Raw genomic sequence first — 2049 nt, 5'->3', positions numbered from 1 at the left:
ATTGGCGAGAGCCTTTCCATGAAGTTGCAAGAGTGGTGCTTCGGTACCTGCGCTGGTCAATGCGGTTACCCCCTTGTTGGGATATCGGAATACCGGTGATGACGGCAATAAGAAAAATGTCTGTATCCATGTCTTTGGACATACGTAGTCAAAAATTACTATTTGGCTACATTGCACACATTTTTTGCAGCAGATGTAACATGTGGTTGTTGGTTGCGTTAGATGATCGTGCATTAAAGTACGATGACGAATACAAGATACACTATGTCGATGGTGAACCATCGGTTGAGTACTACTTCGATGAAAAGACAGCCCAAGCCTTGGAAGATGATGGCTTCTTGACTGAGATGTGGGACAAGTTTGATGCCATGTTTGACTGGGGGGATTACGACTTCTTTGAGCCCGACAAGTGCGTTGGCTTCCGCCAGTGGTTGCTTGACCGGATGAAGCGGCCAATGAACGATACGGTTCGTCCAGTGTACGAGAAAATGCTGGAGTATGCTAATCTGGCGATTAAGTGCAATACCGGGATTGTTTTTGATTTTTAGGAGGGACGCCTTTGCAGCAGGTCATACTCCTTACTGACAATACATTTAGACCAACTGCCTATGCAGCCACGCTTTAAGGTCAGTGGCCAGTCAGTACGGGTCATTTTGCCGGTGGCTCAGCAAAATATGCAGCTTAGCCCAGATGAAGAACTAATTTTGCAAAGTCTGGAGCCTAACCAGCCCCTTGCCAAAAAAGAACTGGCTGACATGACTGGGATCAACAGCAGCCGTTTGAGCCGCCTTTTGCGCAAGCTGACTGACCGGCATTTGCTGACTAAGGTTGGCGCTGGTCGGGGGACCAAATATTACCGCTGATTTTTTACCATGAAAAAAGCTCTAACTGCCGCTGTGGCAATTAGAGCTTTGTTTGTTTCTAAAATTAATTCGCGATCCGGCTTACTTCACGTTGGCTGCCTTGATGTAACGGCCGACGTTGATCCGGTAGTAAGTCTTGCCGGCGATCTTCCGCTTGCCGCCGTAAGTGAAGACCTGCTTGCCCTTCTTCAGGGTAGCAACTGACTTCACCCGCTTGCCCTTGTTGTTGTAAGTCCAAGCGTTGTGAACCAGGGTGCGGGCAGTACCGTCAACGTTGTTGACCTTGATGTACTGGTTGGTCCCGATCTTGTAGTAGTTGGTGCTGCCGATCTTGACCATCCCGCCAATTACGTAAACGTAAGTGTAGGCGCTCTTGTAGGCACTGGTCCGCTTGCCGGCGGAAGTGTAAACGTAGGACTTGGCCATGACCTTCTTCTTGGTCTTGCTTGTTGGAGCTTGGCTGGCTGCCGTCTTGGATGAGCTGGAGCTTGATGAAGAGCTGGAGCTGATTGACAGCGGCAGAACAGAGATGTTCCCGTCGACGTTCAGACCCTTCCAGTTTTCAGTGAACTGCCAGATGATGACCCCGTTCATTGACGGGAAGTAAGAGAAGTCTGGCGCGTCAATCCGGCCAGAGCTGGTGTAGTAGGCTACCCAAAGTGAGTTAGGGTAGGTAGCGATCACCTTGCTGGTGCTGACCGCGTTGTTCAACAGGTAGGCGCCTGAGTAGAGCAGGGGCTGGTAGCCAGCTGCCTTGATCTTGGCCATGAAGGCCATGATGGCGCTGGTGTTGGCACTCTTGCTCCCGCTGGTTGAGTTGCTGGAACTGGTTTCCCAGTCGCAGGCCAGGTATGAGCCAGCTGGCAGACTGACTGCCTTGGCACTGGCAATGGCGTAGGCAGCTTCACTCTTGGCTCTGCTGGTGCTTGAGCCGAAGTTGGCGAAGTGGTAGGCCATCGGCAAAAGCTTGTTGGCCTTGGCGCTGGCTACTTGAGCTTTGGCATTTGGATTACGGTAGCTGGTACCTTCACTGACCTTGACAATGACAAACTGGGCGCCTGCCTTGCTGTAACTGGTCGTGCTGGTTGATTGGTAGCTCGACACGTCGACCCCGTATGAACGGCTGCTGACGCTGGTCGTGCTGGCCTGCGTCAGACCAGCGAAGCCTAAGCTGACAGCGGCCGTT

General features: G+C 51.7%; 3 protein-coding genes. 2 read left to right on the top strand and 1 reads right to left on the bottom strand.

Features of this window, described 5'->3' with window-relative positions; genetic code table 11:
* Positions 1–200: 200 nt before the first annotated feature.
* On the top strand, positions 201–548 hold the full coding sequence (locus lacNas_RS06470) for a hypothetical protein (protein ID WP_201330302.1): 348 nt from the start codon (positions 201–203) through the stop codon (positions 546–548).
* 126 nt (positions 549–674) lie between these two features.
* A complete protein-coding gene (locus lacNas_RS06465; RefSeq protein ID WP_201330303.1) occupies positions 675–863 on the top strand; it encodes a winged helix DNA-binding protein in 189 nt (62 codons plus the stop codon).
* 81 nt (positions 864–944) lie between these two features.
* Here lacNas_RS06465 and lacNas_RS06460 read toward each other — a convergent pair.
* A partial coding sequence (locus tag lacNas_RS06460) for an SLAP domain-containing protein (protein ID WP_244661431.1) occupies positions 945–2049 on the bottom strand: 1105 nt, incomplete at its 5' end.

The organism is Lactobacillus nasalidis, assembly GCF_016587775.1.
Taxonomy (GTDB): domain Bacteria; phylum Bacillota; class Bacilli; order Lactobacillales; family Lactobacillaceae; genus Lactobacillus; species Lactobacillus nasalidis.
Note: the sequence above shows the minus strand (reverse complement) of the source record. Positions and strands in the feature narration are given on the sequence as shown.